The following is a 17,247-nucleotide window of genomic DNA, read 5'->3' as shown; positions in this document are numbered from 1 at the left end:
CCGCTCGCCTCCGCGGCGGGGCGGGTACGGGCTCAGCCCGGGATGTTCGCCTTCACCGCGGGGGTCAGGGCGGCCGCCGGGTCGAAGGGGTTCTGCGCGGCTCCGGCCGGGACGGTCACCTCGACGTAGGCGGCCCGCATGGTCGCCACGAAGCGGTAGCCGCCGTCGGCGAGCTGCTGCGACCACCAGGTGACGTCGTCGACGGTCGGCGACAGGTCCTTGGCGTGCGGGCCGTCCAACTCCTCCGGGCGGTCGATGCCGCACCGCAGCACCACCCGGGGCGAGTCGCCCCAGGCCGCCACGTACGGGGAGGCCGGGGACGGGTCCCGGCGGGCGCGGCCGAGCAACTCCTGGGGCAGGGCGGCGCCCAGCGCCCGGCAGTGGTCCGCGGCCTTCCCGCTCGGCCGCGGGACCTCCACCGCGGGGTCGTCGGCGGAACTCCAACTGCCGATGAGCACCACCACGGTGCAGGTCAGCGCGACCGGCGCGGCCAGCCAGCGGACCGGCGCGGGAAGCGCGGTCAGCGCCCTGGGGATGCGGAGTTCTCTGGCCACCCGCCGATGGTAGCCGGGGTCAGAGGTGCACCACCGGACAGGTGAGGGTGCGGGTGATGCCCTCCACCTTCTGGACCTTGGCGACCACCAGGCGGCCCAGGTCGTCGACGGTGTCGGCCTCGGCCTTGACGATGACGTCGTACGGGCCGGTGACGTCCTCGGCGGTGATCACACCGGGGATCTTCGCGATGGTCTCGGCCACCGCGGTGGCCTTTCCTACTTCGGTCTGGATCAGGATGTATGCCTGTACCACGGGTGACCTCCCGGCGGCCGGTTGGGGGGATCGCCGCCGGGACCGCCCGGGCTGGTGCAGGGGTGGGTGCGGGCGCACCGGCAGGCTGATCACCACGCTACCGCGCAGCGGGCCGGGGAGGGGAGACTTCGGTGCCCCCGGAGGGCGTACGCTGCGCGCGGGGGGAGCGACGGGGACCGTATCCCGGGCGGCGGTGCCGTCCGGGGAGGAAAGGCGAGAGGACGGCAGATGCAGGGGACCGTGGGCGAGCTCGGCGAGTTCGGTCTCATCAGGGAGCTGACCGCCCGGGTACCGCTCACCGACGCGGTCGACCTCGGCCCCGGGGACGACGCCGCGGTGGTGAAGGCCCCGGACGGCCGGGTGGTGGCCACCACGGACGTCCTGATCGAGAACCGGCACTTCCGCCGGGACTGGTCCACCGCCTACGACGTGGGCCGCAAGGCCGCCGCCCAGAACCTCGCCGACGTGGCCGCGATGGGCGCGGTGCCGACCGCGATACTGCTCGGGCTGGTCGCCCCCGCCGACCTGCCGACCACCTGGGCCACCGAGCTGATGGACGGGCTGCGCGACGAGTGCCAGGTCGCCGGGGCGACGGTGGTCGGCGGCGACGTGGTGCGCGGCGACACCGTCATGCTGGCGATCACGGCGCTCGGCGACCTCCAGGGGCGCCCGGCGGTGACGCGCTCCGGCGCCCAGGTCGGCGACGTGATCGCGGTGTGCGGCTGGCTCGGCTGGTCGGCGGCCGGACTGACGGTGCTGCAACGCGGCTTCCGCTCCCCGCGCGCCTTCGTCGAGGCGCACCGCCGGCCCGAGCCGCCGTACCACGCGGGCCCGGCCGCCGCCGAGTTGGGCGCCACCTCGATGATCGACGTGAGCGACGGGCTGGTCGCCGACCTCGGCCACGTGGCCCGGGCCAGCGAGGTGGACATCGACCTCAGGGCCGCCGACTTCGACGTCCCGGCGCAGATGGCCGACATCGGCCAGGCGGTCGGGGTGGACCCTTTGGTCTGGGTGCTGTCCGGCGGCGAGGACCACGCGATCGTGGCGACCTTCCCGCGCGGGGTCCAACTCCCGTCCCGCTGGCGGGTGGTGGGCGAGGTGACCGGCCGCCCGCGGGGATCGCGCAGCGGACGGGTGACGGTCGACGGCGCGCCCTGGGACCGGGTCGGCGGCTGGGACCACTTCGCCGAGTGAGGTACGGAGGACGGCTGACGGGGCGTGGACGCCGGTACGGCGCGTGACGCTCCGGACGTGCGGCGGACGGGCTTCGAGGGTGCGTTCTGCGTAGGCTTGCGCCATCCGAGCCCGCCCGCCGTCGGCTGCGGCCGGGCCGAACCACGGCGAGCGGGAGCACACCACACATGCGCATCGGTGTCCTGACCAGCGGCGGCGACTGCCCCGGCCTCAACGCGGTGATCCGCTCGGTGGTGCACCGGGGCACGGACGTGCACGGCGACGAGATCGTGGGCATCGAGGACGGCTTCCTCGGGCTGATCGAGGGCAGAACCCGGCCGGTCTCGCACGACGACGTCACCGGTCTGCTCACCCTCGGCGGCACCATCCTGGGCTCGGCCCGGGTGCAGCGCGAGCGGATCGCCTGGGCGGTGGAGAACGCCAAGACGCTGGCCCGGGACATCGGCATCGACGCGCTGGTCGCGATCGGCGGCGAGGGGACGCTGACCGCCGCCAAGCTGTTCAGCGACGCCGGACTCCCGGTGGTCGGGGTGCCCAAGACCATCGACAACGACATCGACGCCACCGACGTCACCTTCGGCTTCGACACCGCGGTGCACGTGGCGACCGAGGCGATCGACCGGCTCAAGACCACCGCCGAGTCCCACCAGCGCGTCATGGTGGTGGAGTTGATGGGCCGGCACACCGGCTGGATCACCCTCACCGCGGGCATGGCCGGCGGCGCCCACGGCATCCTCATCCCGGAGAAGCCCTTCGACATCGAGGCGGTGGCCCGGATGGTCGAGGACCGCTTCGCCCGCGGCAAGAAGTTCGCCATCATCGCCGTCGCCGAGGGCGCCGCCCCGACGCCCGGCACCATGCGCTTCGACCACGGCGAGGTCGACCAGTACGGCCACCGGACCTTCGGCGGGATCGGCAACCGGCTCGCCCACGAGCTGGAGAACCTGCTCGGCAAGGAGGCCCGCCCGGTCATCCTGGGCCACACCCAGCGCGGCGGCACCCCGACCGCCCGGGACCGGGTGCTCGCCACCCGCTTCGGCTGGCACGCGGTGGAGGCCGTCCACCGGGGTGCGTTCGGGCACTTCACCGCGCTGCGCCGGACCGGCATCGAGCTGCTGCCGATCGGCGACGCGGTGACCAGGTTGAAGACGGTGCCGCAGGACCGCTGGGCGGAATCGGAAGCGGTGCTCTGACGGCGGCGCCCCGAACGCGCGCGGGTAGGTTGGGGGCCATGGATTCGACCGCACCTCCCCGCGTCCTCACCGTCGCCGGTTCCGACTCCGGCGGCGGCGCCGGCATCCAGGCCGACCTCAAGGCGATGCTCGCCCTCGGCGTCCACGGCATGAGCGTGATCACCGCCGTCACCGCGCAGAACTCGCTCGGCGTCCAGGGCTACTGGGAACTGCCCGCCGAAGCCGTCCGGGCGCAGTTCCGCAGTGTGGTGGACGACATCGGGGTGCAGGCGGTGAAGACCGGCATGCTCGCCTCGATCGAACTGGTCGAGATCGTCGCGGAACTGCTCGCCGGGGTGGCCGCCCCGGTGGTGGTCGACCCGGTCGGCGTCTCCAAGCACGGGGACGCGCTGCTGGCCGCCGAGGCGGTCGCCACCGTCCGCGAGCGGCTGCTGCCGGTCGCCACCGTGGTCACCCCCAACCTGCACGAGGTGACGCAGCTCACCGGCCGGACCGTCGAGGACGAGTCGCAGATGCTGGCCGCCGCCGAGGCGCTGCTGGACCTCGGGCCGCGCTGGGTGCTGGTCAAGGGCGGGCACCTGGCCGGCGAGGCGGCCGACCTGCTGTACGGCGGGCCCGGCGAGGTGCACTGGTACCGGGCGCCGCGCTACGACAACCGGCACACCCACGGCACCGGCTGCACCCTGGCCAGCTCGATCGCGGCCGGCCTGGCCAAGGGGGAGTCGGTGCCCGGGGCGGTGGGCTCGGCCAAGGAGTACGTCACCGGCGCGATCGCCGGGGGCTTCGCCCTGGGCGCCGGGATCGGCCCGGTCGACCACGCCTGGCGCTGGCACTGACCCGCGGCCCCGGCCGGAACGCGGCGACGGGCGGACCCCCGAGGGGGTCCGCCCGTCACGTGTGCGTCCGGAAAGCCTGACCGGTCCCGGAAACAGCGAAGCCGGTCCATCCGGGGATGAACCGACTCACTGGAGGACCGGCATGCCGGTCTGCGCGTCAGCGCGAGACCTTACCGGCCTTGATGCACGAGGTGCAGACGTTGAGCCGCTTCGGCGTACGCCCAATCACAGCGCGCACCGTCTGAATGTTGGGGTTCCAACGACGGGGGGTACGGCGGTGAGAGTGGGAGATGCTGTTGCCGAAGCCCGGCCCCTTGCCGCAGACGTCGCAGTTGGCAGCCACAGGAGTCACTCCAAGACTTCAGATCAGATACTTTCGAAAACCCACTCACCCACCAGAACACTCGCGTGCACCGGACCGGACAAGGGGGTGAGCCTGGACGGTTCCAGGCAACCGGAAGAGCATACAACGCTTGCTTCCGTCCCACGAAACTACCATGACCGGCCGGGTGATCGCTCCGGTCAGGGGCCCCGGCGGCCCTCCCCGAGCCCCGATAACCTGCCGGTATCACCCCTCGCCGCGGCCCCCGGGCCGGTCCGGCGGCCCGTCCCGGAGGAGACCTGGTGCTGCACACGCTCGACGCCCCGGCCGTGCGCACCTGGTGCCAGCTCGCCCTGCGGGCGCTCGGCCAGGCCCGCGAGGAGATCGACGCGCTCAACGTGTACCCCGTCCCGGACGGCGACACCGGCACCAACCTCTACCTGACCGTCGAGTCCGCCGCCGCCGAGGTGGAGAGCCGCTTCGCCGACCCCGAGTCCGGGCCGGCGCCCGGGCTGGCCGACGCCGTCCGCGCGATGGCCCGCGGCGCGCTGATCGGCGCCCGCGGCAACTCCGGGGTGATCCTCGCCCAGTGGCTGCGCGGCACCGCCGAGACGCTGGCCGAGGGCGGCGGCGCCGACCAGCTTCGGGCCGCCTTGCTGCGCGCCGCCGACTCCGCCTACCAGGCCGTCGCGGAGCCCGTCGAGGGCACCCTGCTCACCGTCGCCCGGGTCGCCGCCCGCGAGGCGGTGCGGGCCGGGGACGGGCTCGCCCAGGTCGCCGACACCGCCCACCGGGCCGCCCGGGACGCCCTGCGGCACACCCCCGAGCAGCTCGCCGTGCTGGCCGAGAACGGGGTGGTGGACGCCGGCGGGCGCGGCCTGGTGGCCGTCCTCGGCGCGCTCGCCGACGCCGTCGCCGGGCAGCAGCCGATGGGGCCGGTCGCACTGCGCGGGGACGTCCGGGCGGTGGAGAGCTGCGAGCCGCACCGGCGGCCGCCCGGCCCGGGCCACCCCGCCTTCGAGGTCATCTACCTGCTGGACGCCGAGGACGAGGCGCTGCCCGCGCTGCGCGAGCGGCTCGGCGGGCTCGGCGACTCGCTGGTGATCGGCGGCGGCGACGGCCTGTGGAACGTGCACGTCCACGTGGACGACGCGGGCGCCGCCGTCGAGGCCGGGGTCCGGGCCGGGCGCCCGCACCAGATCCGGATCACCCACTTCGCCGAGGCCGCCGCCCGGTCCGGCACCGCGGCCGAGCGCGGCGAGCGCGAGCACCGGACCCGCGCGGTGCTCTCGGTGGTGTCCGGCGACGGGCTGGCCGACCTGTGCGAGCAGGCCGGCGCCGTCGTCCTGCACGCCGACCCGGACCGCCGCCCGGCCAGCGCCGAACTCGCCGACGCCGTCCGCGGCGCGGCCGCCCGCGAGGTGGTGCTGCTGCTCAACGACCCCGAACTGCGCGCCGCCGCCGGGGCCGCCGCCGACCAGCTGCGCGAGGAGGGCGTGCGGATCGCCGTCCTGCCCACCCGCTCGCCGGTGCAGGGCCTGGCCGCGCTCGCCGTGCACGAGGGCGGCCGCCGCTTCGACGAGGACGTGGTCGCCATGACCTCGGCCGCCGGGGCCACCCGGTACGCCGAACTCGCCGTCGCCGAGGGGGAGTCCTGGACCATGGCCGGGGTCTGCCAGGCCGGCGACGTGCTCGGCCTGATCGACGGGGACGTCGCGGTGATCGGCGCCGGACTGGCCGAGGTCGGCGAGAGCGTGCTCGACCGGATGCTCGGCGCGGGCGGCGAACTCGTCACCCTGATCCTCGGCGAGGGCGCCGACCGGGCGCTCGCCGACCGGCTGGTGGCGCACGTCCGCCAGCAGCGGCCGGAGGTGGACTCGGTGGTCTTCCACGGCGGCCAGGAGTTCACGCCGCTGCTCATCGGCGTGGAGTAGCGGTCCGTTCGTCGGTGTTCGTCGGTGCCTTGGTGTAAACAAGGGCCTGATGGGCGCTCTCGATGAACCACTGACCAAGCTCGTCGGCGACCGCACCGCGAAGGTGCTCGCCGACAGTCTCAAGCTGCGCACGGTCGGGGACCTGCTGCACCACTACCCCCGCCGCTACGTCGAGCGCGGCCAGCTCACCAGCCTGGACGAGCTGGAGGTCGACGAGCACGTCACCGTGCTGGCCCGGATCGAGAAGGTCACCCTGATCCCGTTCCGCGGCCGCAAGGGGGACCGGCTGGAGGTGGTCGTCACCGACGGCCGCAGCCGGCTCTCGCTGGTGTTCTTCAACCAGGGCTGGCGGCAGAAGGAGCTCAGGGCCGGTGCCCAGGGCCTGTTCGCGGGCAAGGTCGGGGTCTTCAACCGCAGCCGCCAGCTGGTCTCGCCCGACTACCAGCTGCTCGACGAGGAAGCGGGCTCCGATGCGGCGAAGCAGTTCGCCGGCCGGCTCATCCCGGTGTACGGCGCCAGCGCCCAGATGCCCAGCTGGAAGCTGTCCATCTGCATCGAGACCGCGCTCACCAAGCACCTCGGCGACGTCGGCGAACCGCTGCCCGCCGAACTGCGCGAGCGCCACGACCTGATCCCGCTGCCGGAGGCGCTGGAGCTGATCCACCGCCCGGGCAGCCAGGCCGACCGCGAGCGCGCCCAGGGCCGGCTGCGCTGGGACGAGGCCTTCGTCCTCCAGGTCGCCCTCGCCCAGCGCCGGGCCGCCGACTCCGCGCTGCCGGCCAAGCCCCGGGTGGCCCGGGCCGGCGGCCTGCTGGACGCCTTCGACGCCCGGCTGCCGTTCACCCTCACCGAGGGCCAGCGGAAGGTCTCCGCCGAGATCGCCGCCGACCTGGCCACCGAGCACCCGATGCACCGGCTGCTCCAGGGCGAGGTCGGCTCCGGCAAGACCTTGGTGGCGCTGCGGGCGATGCTCGCGGTGGTGGACGCCGGCGGCCAGGCCGTACTGCTGGCGCCCACCGAGGTGCTGGCCCAGCAGCACCACCGCTCGATCGTCGAGATGATGGGCGACCTCGCCCAGGGCGGGATGCTCGGCGGCTCCGAGCACGCCACCCGGGTGGTGCTGCTGACCGGCTCGATGGGTGACCCCGCCCGCCGCCGGGTGATGTCCGACATGGCGTGCGGGAACGCCGGGATCGCCATCGGCACCCACGCGCTGATCCAGGACAAGGTCCAGTTCCAGGACCTCGGCCTGGTCGTGGTGGACGAGCAGCACCGCTTCGGCGTCGAGCAGCGGGACGCGCTGCGCGCCAAGGGGCAGCAGCCGCCGCACCTGCTGGTGATGACCGCCACCCCGATCCCGCGCACCGTCGCGATGACCGTCTTCGGGGACTTGGAGACCTCCGTCCTGGACCAGCTCCCGGCCGGCCGCTCGCCGATCTCCACCCACGTCGTCCCCGCGCTGGAGAAGCCCAACTTCCTCACCCGGGCCTGGGAGCGGGTCCGCGAGGAGGTCGGCAAGGGCCACCAGGCGTACGTGGTCTGCCCCCGGATCGGCGACGAGGAGCCGGCCGCCGACCCGAAGGCCGCCAAGAGGAGGCGGAAGGCCGCCGAGGAGGACTTCGAGGAGGTCGGCGACGCCGACGCCGGCGCCGGGAGCGACGAACGGCGGCCCCCGCTCTCGGTGGTGGAGACCGCCGAGAAGCTGGTGAAGGGCCCGCTGGCCGGACTGCGGGTGGAGATCCTGCACGGCCGGCTCGCCCCCGACGCCAAGGACGACGTGATGCGCCGGTTCGCCGCCGGGGAGGTGGACGTGCTGGTCGCCACCACCGTCATCGAGGTCGGCGTCAACGTCCCCAACTCCACCGTGATGGTCATCATGGACGCCGACCGCTTCGGCGTCTCCCAGCTCCACCAGCTGCGCGGCCGGGTCGGCCGGGGCAGCGCGGCCGGACTGTGCCTGCTGGTCAGCGACATGCCGGCGGCCAGCCCCGCCCGGGCCCGGCTGGACGCGGTGGCCGGCACCCTGGACGGCTTCGAGCTCTCCCGGATCGACCTCGAACAGCGCCGCGAGGGCGACGTGCTGGGCCAGGCCCAGTCCGGGGTGAAGTCCTCGCTCAAGGTGCTGTCGGTGCTGGAGGACGAGGAGGTCATCCTGACCGCCCGGACGGAAGCCACCCGGCTGGTCGCCGAGGACCCGGAGCTGGCCGCCCACCCGGAGCTGCGCACCGCGCTGGAGAGCCTGCTCGACGAGGATCGCGCCGCTTACATGGAGAAGGGCTGAGCGGGCTCCGGCACCGCCCGACTGTCAGACCCCCGGGAGAGAATGTAGTTGTTCAGGGCGCACCCCCAAGGTGCGTTCCTGGCACGACACTTGGGGGTCCTGCCATGGCATTCCGTCATCTCAACGAGCTCCCGCTGGGCGACAAGGTCTTCCGGATCGAACTCGCCAGCGACGACGACCGCGAGGTCACCCTCACCCTCTCCGGCTGGCGTGAGGGGGCGGCCGCCGCGCCGCTGGCCTCGGGCAAGCTCCGCCTGCCGGTCGAGGACGTCGCCTCGCTGCGGATCGCGCTCAACCGCGCGCTGCGGGCGCTGGCGATCGTCGCGGACGTCGCCGAACCCATCCCCGACCGCGACGTGCTGCGCGAGCTGTACCCCGGACACGGCGCCCCGTGGGTGCCGCAGCACGAGGAGGAGCTGGTCCGGCGCTTCCACGACGGCGAGACCGTCGCCCGGATCGCCGCCCGCTTCGGCCGCACGCCCGACTCCGTCCGGACCAAGCTGCGCGAGCTCGGGCACGACCCGCGCCGCCCCGAGTTCTGCCCGCCCGACGGCTGCCTGTCCTGGTCCCGCTACGCCTCGCCGGCACTGCTCGGCGCGGCGGTCCCGAGCCAGGGGGCCGGCTCCGAGGCGAGCTAGCGAGTGTCCGCCGGGGCCCCGCCGACCCGTCGGCGGGGCCCCGGTCGTTATCCACCGCTCGCCGGCGTTTGCCCGCTCGCAGCCGGGGCGGGATAGCGTGGTCGGGCAGCGACGAAAGGACCTCCCACCACCATGACCCGCGTGATCGCCGGGGCGGCCGGCGGCCGCCGACTGGCCGTACCGCCCGGCCGGGGCACCCGCCCGACCTCCGACAAGGCCCGTGAGGCGATGTTCTCCACCCTGGAGGCGTTCCGCGGCACCCTGCACGGGGCTCGGATGCTGGACCTGTTCGGCGGATCGGGCGCGGTCGGCCTGGAGGCGCTCTCGCGCGGCGCCGAGCACGTCCTGCTGGTCGAGGCGGACGCCCAGGCGGCCCGGGTGATCCGGGAGAACGTCCGCACGATCGGCCTGCCGGGCACGGAGGTCCGGGCGGCCAGGGCGGAGAAGGTGATCGCCGGGCCGCCCCCGCAGACCCCGTACGACCTGGTGTTCCTCGACCCGCCCTACGTGGTGACGGACGACGAGGTGCGCGAGATGCTGATCACACTGTCGGCCGGGGGCTGGCTCGCGGAGGACGCACTCGTCACCGTGGAGCGCAGCACCCGCGGCGGCGAGTTCGGCTGGCCCGAGGGCTTCGAGGTGCTGCGCTCCCGCCGCTACGGCGAGGGCACGCTCTGGTACGGTCGCGCCGCCGCCGAGGCCAGCGATCAGGAGTAGCGGGCCGCGGCCCGCAGCAGCCGTCACCCCACGAGGGAGCACACACGCCATGCGCCGAGCCGTCTGCCCCGGTTCGTTCGACCCGATCCACAAGGGCCACCTGGAGATCATCGAGCGGGCCTCCAAGCTGTACGACGTGGTGCATGTCGCGGTCCTGATCAACCGCAACAAGCAGGGCATGTTCACCGTCGAGGAGCGGATCGGCCTGATCGAGGAGGTCACCGTCCCGTTCGGGAACGTGGTGGTCGAGTCGCACCACGGCCTGCTGGTGGACTACTGCCGGCAGCGCGGCATCCCGGCGATCATCAAGGGCCTGCGGGCGGTCAGCGACTTCGACTACGAGCTGCAGATGGCCCAGATGAACCACGGCCTGACCGGCGTCGAGACGCTCTTCGTGCCGACCTCGCCGACGTACAGCTTCCTCTCCTCGACGCTGGTCAAGGAGGTCGCCTCGTACGGCGGCGACGTCTCGCACCTGCTGCCGGAGACGGTGCACCGCCGGCTGGTGGAGCGGATCGCGGAGCGTAAGGCCGAGCAGTAGGGCCGGACGGCGGGCCGGGCCCCTTTCTGCCGGTTCGTCATGGCTTGTCCGGGGCGGTGGAGGCCGGTTCGGCGCAGGCGTTGTGAGCTCGCCGCGCGGGGGCCGTACAGTCTGTAGTCCTGCCCTGCGGTGAGGTCCACCGCGCCGGGCCTGCCTCCGCCGGACCGTCGGCGGCACACGGAAAGACGAAGCCCCGTGGACGTGCAGAACAAGGTCGACGAGATCGTGGCGGCGGTCGAGAACGCCCGCTCGATGCCGATGTCGGCCTCCTGCGTGGTGAACCGGGCCGAGCTGATCGGCCTGCTCAACGACCTCAAGGCGGCCATGCCCGCCGAACTCGCCCAGGCCCAGTCGGTGATGGCCGACCACGAGCAGGTGGTGGCCGACGCCCAGGCCGAGGCGGACCGGATCATCCAGGGCGCGCACTCCGAGCGCGGTTCGTTGATCTCCGACACCGAGGTGGTCCGCCGGGCCCAGAACGAGGCCGACCGGATCCTGGCCGAGGCCCGGGCCGACGTCGACACCCGGCGTGCCGAGGCCGACGACTACGTGGACAGCAAGCTCGCCAACTTCGAGGTGGTGCTGACCAAGACGCTCGGCGCGGTCGGCCGCGGCCGGACCAAGCTGCGCGGCGACGCCGGCTTCGAGGTCGAGGCCGAGAGCGATGGCGAGGAGTTCCAGCCGCAGCGGCACAGCCCGAGCCCCGAGGTCGACGAGTACGTCGACGTGAAGCTCGCCACGCTGGAGAACGTGCTCAGCGCGACCCTGGAGGCGGTCGGCAAGGGCCGGGACAAGCTGCTCGGCAAGAAGCCGATCGACGACCTGGGCGCCTACCTGGCCGCCGCCGACGAGGCCCAGCAGGCCAAGGAGCGCGCCGAGGCGGTGGCCGCCGGCTTCGCCGAGGACGCCGACGGCGCCGACCTCGCCTGGTACCGCGAGGACGTCCCGCAGCAGCAGACCTGGCCGGAGCAGACCCCGGCCGCGGCGGGCTGGCAGGCCCCCGGCGCGGACCAGTACGCGGCGACCGCCCAGCACCAGACCGGCCAGCACCAGGGCGACCAGCACCAGCAGCACCAGACCGGCCAGCACCAGGCCGGGCAGTACGCCGAGGTGTACGGGGGCGGCTTCGACCCGGCCGGCCAGGGCGACCCGTACAACACCCAGTGGGGCCAGCAGCAGGGCGGCTACCCCCAGCAGCAGCCCCACTACGACGGCCAGCAGCACCAGGTCCAGCACCAGGACGCCTACGGCTATCCCCAGCAGCAGGACGGCTACGCGGCCCAGCCGTACGACGGCTACGCCTACCCGCAGCAGCCCGCCCTGCCCCCGGCCGTGCCGCACCAGCAGCAGCAGAACCTGGACGAGACCAGCTTCTTCGACACCAGCATGATCGACATGACCAGGCTGAGGGAGCTCGGCGGCCGCTGAGCGGCCGCCCCGGAGCCTCCCGACGGGACCGAAGTTGGGCCTGGCGGGAGACTCCGGTAGTCTGACCACTCCGGCATCCCCATGTCCGGCTGTCGGCTTGCCCTCGCAACGCCGGCGCGTGACGGGGGGCACGGCGTTGATCCCTATGGAAGTCAGGACACCTTGAACCGCCTCGACCACCGCGACCCCCTCGTGTTCGACACGCACGAGCTCGGCCGTCGCCCGGGCTCGATGCGTAAGGTGAGCCGGACCCTGGAGGCCCCCGAGGGCTTCGGGATCATCGACGTGATCGGCGTCCCGGAGAAGAGCCCGATCGAGCTGGAGCTCCGCCTGGAGTCCGTGGTCGAGGGCGTGCTGGTCACCGGCACCGCCGACGCCCACGTCGAGGGCGAGTGCGTCCGGTGCCTGGAGCCCGTCGACTTCGACATCGACGTGGACTTCCAGGAGCTGTACTACTACCCGGAGTCCGACGAGCGTCACCGCGCCCGGACCACCGGGACCGAGGACCTCGACGAGGACTCGGAAGAAGAGACTTACCGCCTGGAGGGCGACCTGTTCGACCTCCAGCCGGTGCTGCGTGACGCGGTGGTGCTCGCACTGCCGCTGCAGCCGGTGTGCCAGGAAGACTGCCTGGGCCTGTGCTCCGAGTGCGGAGCACGCCTGAGCGACGACCCGGCGCACCACCACGACGCCGCCGACCCCCGGTGGGCGGCTCTGCAGGGACTCTCCGCCGCCCCCGGCGACGAGGGTGACGGGATCAAGAACAGCGACACCCGTGAGGGTGCCGCCGAGAACCAGGAGAAGTAGCCGTGGCTGTTCCGAAGCGGAAGATGTCGCGCAGCAACACGCGCCACCGTCGGTCCAACTGGAAGGCCGTTGTTCCGGCTCTCGTGGCGTGCGACCGCTGCCACGAGCCGAAGCTCGGCCACATCGCGTGCCCCAGCTGCGGCACGTACAACCGCCGCCAGGTCCTCTCGGTCTGATCGGCGGGGTGCACGGATCGATGTCGGACGGTAACTCCACCCGCAAGGCGTCCTCTGCCTCGAAGGGTTCTTCGGGCAGCGGCAAGGCCGGTGGGCCGGCTTCGACCGAATACGACGTCCTGGAAGGGCGCCTCGGGTACACGCTCGAGCGCGCCCTTCTGGTACGTGCCCTGACCCACCGCTCGTACGCGTACGAGAACGGGGGTCTGCCCACCAACGAACGCCTGGAATTCCTCGGCGACTCGGTGCTGGGCCTGGTGGTGACGGACACCCTCTACCGCGTCCACCCGGACGTCCCGGAGGGCACGCTCGCCAAGCTGCGCGCCGCGGTGGTCAACTCCCGCGCGCTCGCTGACGTCGGCCGGGGCCTTGAGCTCGGCACCTTCATCCGCCTCGGCAAGGGTGAGGAGGGAACCGGCGGCCGCGACAAGTCGTCGATCCTCGCCGACACCGTCGAGGCCGTGATCGGGGCCGTCTACCTGGACCAGGGCCTGGACGCGGCGACCGAGTTCGTCCACCGACTGTTCGACCCGCTGATCGAGGAGTCCTCTCAGCTGGGTGCCGGACTGGACTGGAAGACCAGCCTCCAGGAGCTCACCGCCTCGGTGGGCATCGGCGTGCCCGAGTACGTGGTCATGGAGTCCGGTCCGGACCACGAGAAGACCTTCACCGCGGCGGCCCGGGTGGCCGGCGAGGACTTCGGCAGCGGCGTCGGCCGCTCGAAGAAGGAAGCCGAGCAGAAGGCCGCCGAGAGCGCCTGGCGCGCGATCAAGGAGAAGTACGCCGACCGGCTGCCCGCCGGGGCCTGACCGGCGAGTAGCCTGGCCTCCTGCCGGATCGTCGTACGCAGGAGGCCTGTTCCCGTGCCCGAACTCCCCGAGGTCGAGGTCGTCCGCCGAGGTCTGGCGAACTGGGTCGCCGGGCGCACCGTCGCCGACGTCCAGGTGCTGCACCCGCGCGCGGTCCGCCGCCAGCCCGGCGGCGCGGCCGACTTCGCGGACCGGCTGACCGGCACCGTCCTCGGCGCCGCGCAGCGCCGCGGCAAGTACCTCTGGGTGCCGCTGGGCGGCCCCGGCGCCGGCTCCTCGCTGATCGGCCACCTCGGGATGAGCGGCCAACTCCTCGTCCAGGACCCGGCGGTGCCGGACGAGACCCACCTGCGGGTCCGGCTGCGCTTCGCCGACGGCGGGCGCGAGCTGCGCTTCGTCGACCAGCGCACCTTCGGGGGCCTGGCCGTCGAGGAGGCCGAGGAGGACGCCGAGGGCACCCCGCTCTCCATCGCGCACATCGCCCGCGACCCGCTCGACCCCCGCTTCGACGACGCGGCCTTCGTCGCCGCGCTGCGCGCCAAGCGCACCACCGTCAAGCGCGCCCTGCTCGACCAGACCCTGATCAGCGGCGTCGGCAACATCTACGCCGACGAGGCGCTGTGGCGCTCGAAGCTGCACTACGACCGGCCGACCGCGACCCTCACCCGCCCGCAGTCCGAACTGCTGCTGGCCAACGCCCGGGCCGTGATGACGGCCGCGCTGGCCGTGGGCGGCACCAGCTTCGACAGCCTCTACGTCAACGTGAACGGCGAGAGCGGCTACTTCTCCCGGGACCTCGACGCCTACGGCCGCGAGGACGAGCCCTGCCGCCGCTGCGGCACCGCGATCCGGCGGGCCGCCTGGATGAACCGGTCCAGCTACTTCTGCCCCCGCTGCCAGCGCGTGCCGCGGGACCGCAGCGGGGACTGACGCAGCGGGGACTGACGCAGCGGGGGCCGATCGCCGCTACTTGTGGGCGAGTTCGGGACGGTCGGCGGGCGTCCCGCCGGGGTTGCCGTGGGTGTCCTGGCCGAAGTAGGCGACACCGACCGCGGAGACCACCGCGAGCAGGAAGCCGGCCACCCCGAGCCAGCCCAGGCCCGCCTTCGACGAGTCGCCGAGCCAGAGCACGCCGATCGCGCCGGGCAGCACCGTCTCGCCGACCACCAGGGCGGCGGTGGCGCCGTTCACCGAGCCGATCTGCAGCGCCACGGTGTGCACGTACATGCCGCCGAGGCCGCCGACCAGGATCGCGTAGAGCGCCGGGTCGGAGATCAGCCGGACCAGGTCGAAGGGCTCCACGCCGTTCAGGACGCGCACCCCGACGCCCAGCGCGCCGAAGCCGAGGCCGGAGAGCAGACCGGCGACGATCGCCCCCTTGGAGCCCATCCGGCGCACCAGCAGACTGCCGCCGGCCAGCAGCACGGTGGTGACGATCAGCAGCCCCCAGTGGAAGGCCATCGACGCGTGGTGGCCGCCCTCCGGGCCGGCCGAGACCGCCAGCAGCACCAGGGCCGAGCAGAGCACGCCGATCGAGGCCCACTCCAACTGCTTGAGCCGGATGCCCAGCAGCTTGATGCTGAGCACCGCGGTGATCACCAGGTTGGCGCTGATGATGGTCTGGGAGAGGAACAGCGGCAGCAGCCGCGCGGCCAGCGCGCCGAGCCCGAAGCCGATCAGGTCGAGCACCGTGCCGGTGATGAACTCCCAGGTCACGGCGGCCTTGGCGGTGGAGGACAGACTCGGGCCACCGTGCTCGGTGGTCGAGCCGGCGGCGCCCTTGGCCGCCTCCTCCCGCGCCGAGCGGCGGGATCCGACGGCCTGGAGGACCGAGCCGGTGCCGTAGCAGGCGGATGCCGCCACAGCCGTGACGAGGCCGATGATCACCGAGCGCTCCGATCGGGAGTTGGGTCAAGAAGAAGTAATGGGACCGGCGGTCCGGGAACAGTCTGCCCCGTCGCGCGGTACGGTCGGGACGCCCCCTCGCACCGGGCCGGAGCGGCCCCCACGGTGCCCCCGGGCCCGCCGGGACGTACGTCCGGCCGCCTCATGTGGTTCCCGCGCCCCACCCGTATCGGGGTCGACTCGGGGAAATGTCATCCGCGAGAAGGGGAGCCGTCCGGCCGGACGGCGGGGAATCTTGTCATCACCAGTATGCGAAGGGTATGGCGTGCTCCGCCGCTGGTCACGGTAGCGTCGGGGGTTATGAGAACCCTTGCACGACGTTCCCGGGGCGCCGGGCCACTTGCCCTGGTGGCGGCGCTGCTCGGGGCGCTGCTCATGTTCGCCCCGGCGGCCTCGGCCGCCGGCGGTCTGAGCGACGCCGCAGCCACCCTCAAGAAGGGCCAGGTCTACGTCGCCCCGGCGATGCAGGACCGGTTCAGTCAGGCCCAGGCGGACGCCCTGACCAAGAAGATCGAGAAGGCCGACAAGCCGATCTTCGTCGCGGTCGTCCCCGAGGCGGCCAACAAGGCCACCATCGGCACCGACCTGCGCACCCTGGTGGGCATCGACGGCGTCTACGCCGTCTGGCACGGCAACGACGACTTCCTGGCCTACTCGGACCGCGGGGCGATGAGCGCCGGCGCGGCGAGCCGGATCGCGGGCGCCGTCCACCGTGCCGACAAGGGCGACATCAACGCCACCCTGAACGACTTCGTCGACCAGGCCGCCCCGCAGACCAAGGGCAGCGGGGTCAACAGCAGCACCTCGATCGCCTGGGTGATCATCCCGGTCCTGCTGCTGGCCCTGGCCGGCGCCGGTGTCTTCTTCCTCTTCCGCCGCGCCAAGAAGCGCAAGGAGGAGCAGGCCCGGGCCGAGCTGGAGCAGCTGCGCCGCGTCGTCGACGAGGACATCACCGCCTTCGGCGTCGAGCTGGAGCGGCTCGACTTCAACCCGCGTGCCGCCGACGCCGACGACGCCCAGCGCACCGACTACAGCCACGCCCTGGACTCGTACGAGAAGTCCAAGCGGCTGATGGAGGAGGCGAAGAAGCCCGAGGACGTCAAGCAGGTCACCGAGGCGATCGAGGAGGGCCGGTTCCAACTGGCCACCCTGGCCGCCCGGCGCGAGAAGCGCCCGCTGCCCGAGCGGCGCCCCCCGTGCTTCATGGACCCGCGGCACGGCCCGTCCGTCAAGGACGTCGACTGGGCCCCGGCCGGCGGCTCCGCCCGCCCCGTCCCGGTCTGCCAGGCCGACGCGGACCGCGTCGCGGCCGGCCTCGACCCGGCGGTGCGCACCGTCGACACCGAGCACGGCCCGCAGCCGTACTGGAACGCGGGCCCGGCCTACGCGCCGTACGCCGGCGGGTACTACAGCGGCTTCGGCGGCGGCAGCCTGCTGGGCGGCCTGCTGGTCGGCACCATGCTCGGCTCGATGATGAGCTCCCCGGCCTACGCGGCGGCCCCGATGATGGAGGGCGGCCACGGCGGTTACCAGGACCAGTACGAGGGCGGCGACTTCACCGGCGCCGACTTCAACGCCTCCGACTTCAGCGGCGGCGACTGGGGCGGTGGCAGCGGCGGCGACTTCGGCGGCGGTGGCGGGGACTGGTGACCCGCTGAT

Annotated in this window: 18 protein-coding genes; 14 read left to right on the top strand and 4 right to left on the bottom strand. The window is 73.3% G+C overall.

Annotated elements, in window-relative coordinates:
* Window positions 1-32 precede the first annotated feature (32 nt).
* Both ACFXPX_RS14950 and ACFXPX_RS14945 read right to left on the bottom strand, forming a co-directional pair.
* A complete protein-coding gene (locus ACFXPX_RS14950) occupies window positions 33-554 on the bottom strand; it encodes a DUF3515 domain-containing protein (RefSeq protein ID WP_375891729.1) in 522 nt (173 codons plus the stop codon).
* Window positions 555-573: 19 nt separating this feature from the next.
* Entirely contained in the window at window positions 574-807 is a 234-nt protein-coding gene (locus ACFXPX_RS14945) for an Lrp/AsnC family transcriptional regulator (protein WP_375891731.1), read from the bottom strand.
* A gap of 228 nt (window positions 808-1,035) precedes the next feature.
* Here ACFXPX_RS14945 and ACFXPX_RS14940 point away from each other — a divergent pair, with 228 nt between their 5' ends.
* The 3 genes from ACFXPX_RS14940 to thiD all read left to right on the top strand — a co-directional run bounded on the left by ACFXPX_RS14940 (window position 1,036) and on the right by thiD (window position 4,030).
* Window positions 1,036-2,001 (top strand): thiamine-phosphate kinase, encoded by a 966-nt coding sequence (locus ACFXPX_RS14940; protein WP_375891732.1) that lies wholly within the window; start codon window positions 1,036-1,038, stop codon window positions 1,999-2,001.
* Window positions 2,002-2,168: 167 nt separating this feature from the next.
* The gene (locus ACFXPX_RS14935) at window positions 2,169-3,194 is read left to right on the top strand and encodes an ATP-dependent 6-phosphofructokinase (protein WP_380525278.1); all 1,026 of its coding nucleotides are present in this window, start codon (window positions 2,169-2,171) and stop codon (window positions 3,192-3,194) included.
* A gap of 38 nt (window positions 3,195-3,232) precedes the next feature.
* The gene (gene thiD / locus ACFXPX_RS14930) at window positions 3,233-4,030 is read left to right on the top strand and encodes a bifunctional hydroxymethylpyrimidine kinase/phosphomethylpyrimidine kinase (protein ID WP_380641448.1); all 798 of its coding nucleotides are present in this window, start codon (window positions 3,233-3,235) and stop codon (window positions 4,028-4,030) included.
* 157 nt (window positions 4,031-4,187) lie between these two features.
* Here the strand turns inward: thiD and rpmB are convergent, their stop codons facing one another.
* Complete coding sequence (gene rpmB, locus ACFXPX_RS14925) at window positions 4,188-4,373, bottom strand: 50S ribosomal protein L28 (RefSeq protein ID WP_014138233.1); 186 nt, start codon at window positions 4,371-4,373, stop codon at window positions 4,188-4,190.
* 281 nt (window positions 4,374-4,654) lie between these two features.
* Between rpmB and ACFXPX_RS14920 the strand changes: the two genes are divergently transcribed.
* From ACFXPX_RS14920 to mutM, 10 genes are all read left to right on the top strand, one after another.
* Window positions 4,655-6,286, top strand: coding sequence for a DAK2 domain-containing protein (locus ACFXPX_RS14920; RefSeq protein ID WP_380525276.1), 1,632 nt, complete (start codon window positions 4,655-4,657; stop codon window positions 6,284-6,286).
* Between the two features lie 49 nt (window positions 6,287-6,335).
* Window positions 6,336-8,567 (top strand): ATP-dependent DNA helicase RecG, encoded by a 2,232-nt coding sequence (recG, locus tag ACFXPX_RS14915; RefSeq protein WP_380641446.1) that lies wholly within the window; start codon window positions 6,336-6,338, stop codon window positions 8,565-8,567.
* 104 nt (window positions 8,568-8,671) lie between these two features.
* Complete coding sequence (locus ACFXPX_RS14910; protein WP_380641444.1) at window positions 8,672-9,205, top strand: hypothetical protein; 534 nt, start codon at window positions 8,672-8,674, stop codon at window positions 9,203-9,205.
* 132 nt (window positions 9,206-9,337) lie between these two features.
* Complete coding sequence (gene rsmD / locus ACFXPX_RS14905) at window positions 9,338-9,922, top strand: 16S rRNA (guanine(966)-N(2))-methyltransferase RsmD (protein ID WP_375891739.1); 585 nt, start codon at window positions 9,338-9,340, stop codon at window positions 9,920-9,922.
* Between the two features lie 49 nt (window positions 9,923-9,971).
* Window positions 9,972-10,463, top strand: a complete 492-nt coding sequence (coaD, locus tag ACFXPX_RS14900) for a pantetheine-phosphate adenylyltransferase (protein ID WP_380641442.1) — start codon at window positions 9,972-9,974, stop codon at window positions 10,461-10,463.
* A 195-nt stretch (window positions 10,464-10,658) separates the two neighbouring features.
* A complete protein-coding gene (locus ACFXPX_RS14895; protein ID WP_380641440.1) occupies window positions 10,659-11,891 on the top strand; it encodes a cell division initiation protein in 1,233 nt (410 codons plus the stop codon).
* 162 nt (window positions 11,892-12,053) lie between these two features.
* Window positions 12,054-12,698: a DUF177 domain-containing protein gene (locus ACFXPX_RS14890; RefSeq protein WP_375891745.1), complete on the top strand. Its 645-nt coding sequence runs from the start codon at window positions 12,054-12,056 to the stop codon at window positions 12,696-12,698.
* Between the two features lie 2 nt (window positions 12,699-12,700).
* The gene (gene rpmF / locus ACFXPX_RS14885) at window positions 12,701-12,874 is read left to right on the top strand and encodes a 50S ribosomal protein L32 (RefSeq protein ID WP_030056747.1); all 174 of its coding nucleotides are present in this window, start codon (window positions 12,701-12,703) and stop codon (window positions 12,872-12,874) included.
* 20 nt (window positions 12,875-12,894) lie between these two features.
* The gene (gene rnc / locus ACFXPX_RS14880) at window positions 12,895-13,683 is read left to right on the top strand and encodes a ribonuclease III (protein WP_350508254.1); all 789 of its coding nucleotides are present in this window, start codon (window positions 12,895-12,897) and stop codon (window positions 13,681-13,683) included.
* A 54-nt stretch (window positions 13,684-13,737) separates the two neighbouring features.
* Window positions 13,738-14,613 carry a bifunctional DNA-formamidopyrimidine glycosylase/DNA-(apurinic or apyrimidinic site) lyase gene (gene mutM / locus ACFXPX_RS14875; protein WP_380591568.1) on the top strand — a complete coding sequence of 292 codons (876 nt, stop codon included), beginning with the start codon at window positions 13,738-13,740 and terminating at the stop codon, window positions 14,611-14,613.
* Window positions 14,614-14,649: 36 nt separating this feature from the next.
* Here mutM and ACFXPX_RS14870 read toward each other — a convergent pair whose 3' ends face one another.
* The gene (locus tag ACFXPX_RS14870) at window positions 14,650-15,570 is read right to left on the bottom strand and encodes a hypothetical protein (RefSeq protein WP_380591566.1); all 921 of its coding nucleotides are present in this window, start codon (window positions 15,568-15,570) and stop codon (window positions 14,650-14,652) included.
* A 318-nt stretch (window positions 15,571-15,888) separates the two neighbouring features.
* On the opposite strand from ACFXPX_RS14870, the gene ACFXPX_RS14865 reads away from it, so the two are divergent.
* On the top strand, window positions 15,889-17,238 hold the full coding sequence (locus tag ACFXPX_RS14865) for a hypothetical protein (protein ID WP_380525270.1): 1,350 nt from the start codon (window positions 15,889-15,891) through the stop codon (window positions 17,236-17,238).
* Window positions 17,239-17,247: the final 9 nt, after the last annotated feature.

This window comes from Kitasatospora sp. NPDC059146, from assembly GCF_042786665.1.
Lineage (GTDB): Bacteria > Actinomycetota > Actinomycetes > Streptomycetales > Streptomycetaceae > Kitasatospora.
Note: the sequence above shows the minus strand (reverse complement) of the source record. Positions and strands in the feature narration are given on the sequence as shown.